The sequence below is a fragment of the Haloferax sp. s1 genome (genome assembly GCF_058382125.1).
The window spans coordinates 1-3,960 of sequence record NZ_JBZRPK010000385.1 but is presented as its reverse complement, the minus strand read 5'-3'; the positions used below and the strand labels follow the sequence as shown (position 1 = coordinate 3,960).

General features: G+C 62.7%; 2 protein-coding genes. One reads left to right on the top strand and one right to left on the bottom strand.

The genetic code is table 11. The annotated features are described in order from the left end of the window. Positions 1 to 3,333, top strand: a 3,333-nt coding sequence (locus QT222_RS04910; protein ID WP_491476496.1) for a glycoside hydrolase family 15 protein, incomplete at its 5' end; no start/stop codon positions are given. A 426-nt stretch (positions 3,334 to 3,759) separates the two neighbouring features. Here QT222_RS04910 and QT222_RS04905 read toward each other — a convergent pair. Continuing rightward, on the bottom strand, positions 3,760 to 3,960 hold a 201-nt coding region (locus QT222_RS04905), incomplete at its 5' end, for a hypothetical protein (protein WP_491476495.1).

Here is a 3,960-nt window from a genome sequence, read left to right as displayed (position 1 = left end):
GCAAGCGTCGTGGCGTACCTCGCGACGCTGCTCTCGGAGCGCCGTGACGAACTCGACGACGAACTCGTCGGGCGCATCCGGTCGGCCATCACAGCAGGCATCTCAGGACTCGATAGCAGTCTCGAAGACGACGGACTTCCGATGGCCTGTCAGAACGCGTGGGAGAACATGAGCGGTCGGTTTACCCACACGGCCGCGACATTCTTACGAGCATATTCGACCGTCGCTACCGCACCCGTGAACGAAGAACTGCGCGAGCACGCGTCGACACAGGCGAAAACAGTCTACGACGGTCTCGACAAACTCTGGTCGAAAGAGCGGTCGGTGTACGCCCTCCGTCTTCACGGTGACGACAACGTAGACGACCGACTCGACTCGGCCACCTTCGCACTCGTTGACGCCATCGACGCCTACGCCGACATCGAGGAAATCGACTCGAAGACGGCCAATCGCCTCGTCAAGCACATGTCCGCGACCCTGAAGGGCCTGTATCGGAACCCTCGGGGCGACGTGGCCGGTCTCGTCCGCTTCGAGGACGACTACTGGCGCGCAGACGGACAGGAAGGCGAGAAGGTTTGGTCCGTCGCCACCGCGTGGGGAGCAAACGCCGCCGTGAAATTCGGCCTCCTCTGTGACCGCCTCGGCAAGGACGGCCGCCGGTTTATCGAGCGGGCGACGAACCTCTACGAACTGCTGCAACCCGACGGTCCGTTCTCGACAGGTGCGGACTATCTCGCCGAACAGGTGTTCGACGACGGCAGTTTCGACAGTGCTGCACCCCTCGGCTGGCCACACGCGATTCGGATGGAGACGACCGCGATTCTCGCCGAAATCGACGCGCTTCCGGCACCGAAGCCAGCACCGACTGGCCCGGAGAACCGGCCGCGTTGGACGACCGGCGAAAAGTACGGTATCGGAACGGTCGCCGACCACGATACCGACGACCCCTCGCGCATCTGGTTTACACTGACGGAAGGTGCACTCACCGAAGTTCGCTTCCCGCGGGTCGACCTGATGAATCTCAGGACGCTCGACTTCCTCGTCGTCGACGCCGACCCGAAATCCGAGTACACGGCCCGGACACACAACGAGACCCGTCGAGACGACCACGCCGATACGGTCGAACGACGGGTCGAAATCGTCGAAGACGATGCGCTCGTGTTCCGCCACATCATCACAGAAACGGGCGACGGTCGCGGTCACGAATGGGAACTCACCGTCGAGTACGCCATCGACCCCGAACACGACGCGATGCTCGCTGATGTGCAGTTCGAGGCACTCGACGACGGCGAGTACGAGCTGTACACCGTCGCCGACACGGCCCTCGCCAACACCGGCGCGAAGGACCGTGGACTCCGCCTCGGCGAACTCGGAAGTTACCACCTCGTCGCCCGCGACGCGGGAGCGTTCGACGCCAATGACGGAAACGAACCGCTTCTCATCGACCAGAACGGCCGTAAGTACAGCGTCGCTATCGCGCTCACCACCGCCGGTCGGTTCGAGTGGTCCACCGTCGGCGTCGCCGGTTCTCGATACCTTGCGGACTTTTTCTCCAAAGGGACGCTTCCGGCCCCACAAGAGCGCGTCGACGACGAGAACGTCGTCCTCGTCGGCCGTATCGGTACCGGCTCCGACCTCTCGGAGACGCTGGCGCTCGGCTTTGCCGAACACGCCGACACCGCCGCCGCACTCGGCGAGGCCGCCGGTGCACTGACTCGTGGCTACGAGACGGTTCGGTCGGCCTACACCGACTCGTGGGCCGACTTTCTCGCGGATAAGACGCTGCCCGATTCGGTCGCCAACGACGACGGCCTCGCCGCGCAGTACAAGACCTGTCTCATGAGTCTGCGCGCAGTCGAGGACAAGACCTACCTCGGCGCGGGTATCGCCTCACCGTCGGTTCCGTGGGGCGAAGTCGTCCCCGCCGAAGAGGCCAAAGGGTACGGTTACAACTTCGTCTGGTCGCGCGACCTCTATCAGGTCTTTACCGTCTTCGAGGCCGTCGGTGACATCGAGACGGCCATCGACGCGTTGGAATACATCTACACCTACCAGCAGGACGACCGTGGGTTCATCCCGCAGAACACCTACCTCAACGGGCGGACTCGCTGGGGCGGCGAGCAGATGGACAACATCTCGTTCCCGCAGGTGATGGCCTACATGCTCACCGAACACGGTGTCTCTTTCGACGACGTGGACTACGACTACGTCAACGTCAAGCGCTCTGCGGACTACGTCGCCCGGAACGGGCCGCCAACCGCACAGGAGCGCTGGGAGGAAGAAGCCGGCTACTCGCCGTCATCCATCGCCGCCGAAATCGCCGGACTCGGCTGTGCGGCCGCCATCGCACTCGACGAGGGTCACGAGGAAGACGCACTCGTCTGGTTAGCACTCGCAGACGACTGGGCCAAGCGTGTCGGCGACTGGACGGCAACCAGAACCGGGACCGACCGGAACACACACACCCCGTACTACGTCCGAATCACCCGCGACGGCGAACCCGACGCCGGACACCTTCGGACGCTCGCGAACAACGGGCCGACACTCGACGAACGCGAAATCATCGACGGCGGCTTCCTCGAACTGACGCGTCTGGGCATCAAACCCGCGGACGACGAGATTATCCGAAACTCGGTGAAGGAAGTCGACGAGACGATTCGCGTCGATACGCCGCACGGCCCGGCGTTTTACCGCTACAACGGCGACGGCTACGGCGAACGCGAACGCGACGAAGAAGGCGCACCGTGGTCCATCGACGCCAAAGGGAAGGGTCGACTCTGGCCCATCTTCACCGGCGAACGCGGCGAGTACGAACTCCTCGCGGGAACCGAAGAGGGTCCCCTCGAACCGTCGAACCTGCTTCGGACGATGGCTGCCTTCGCCAACTCCGGGCGGATGCTCGCCGAGCAGGTCTGGGACCGCGAACACTCGACGGCCTACAACTGGCAGTTCGGTGAGGGGACCGGCAGTGCGACGCCACTGGCGTGGTCGATGGCGCAGTTCGTCCGCCTCGCACACGGTATCGACGCTGGCGAACCCGTCGAAACGCCTGCATTCCTGCGCGAGCGCTACGTCGAGAGCGACCGACCGTCAGGTCCGACGCTCCGCGTGAGCACGCGTTTCAAAGGCGACAAACTCGTCGTCTCCGGACAGACCGACGCCGCCGTCGTCGCCGTGAAAACGCCGGGCGAGACGACGCTTGTCGAACCCGAAAACGACACGTTCGAAGTCGAAGTCGCAATCGAGTACGGCGAAAACCAAGTGACCGTCGCCGCCGCAACCGACACCGACCTGACGAAGGCCGGAACGACCGTCTCGCGGTTCACGCTCTAACCGGGGGCAACAGCCGAATTAGCTCGGCTCTCGGTCCGGTCACAGTCTTACTTTGGTTCAATAATCCCGCGTCGGTTCTCTTTCAATTCCGTCACGGTCTCAGTTCCGTCTCGGCCTCATTTCGGTTGAGGTGGCGAGTCGCTGACTCGCACGTCCTCAACCGTGTTCACACCATTGGTAACATTGGGTGTGAAAAATCGGGCGCTTCTCACTCTTGCGGAGAAAATTCCAACGTCAAAAAGGTGGTTCAGATCTGACATTCGATAGAACGTGCAAAATAGTTAATATGAATCTCGTCTAAGGTGTTAGTGCCGCGACACGTGTCGTGGCTGTGGACCAACACTCGGCCGCCATCTAGCAGCCAGCCCAAATTCCAGCATGGCCGGATGTTGCCCGTGTCCATCCGCGCGGTTCGTGCCTCGGGAGTTACCGTGCGGGCGAAGCCGCTCTCATGAGCGGCGGCTTTTCGACGATTAGGAAGCACCACCCCACACCGACGAGCGACAGCCTCAGCTCTCGCATTTTGATACCCTGCCAACACGACTTTTCTACCTCGACCCTAACGGAGGAGTATGCCAGTCTATCAGCGTCGAACCCGCGTCGCTGCCCCGCTCGAACGCGTCTGGG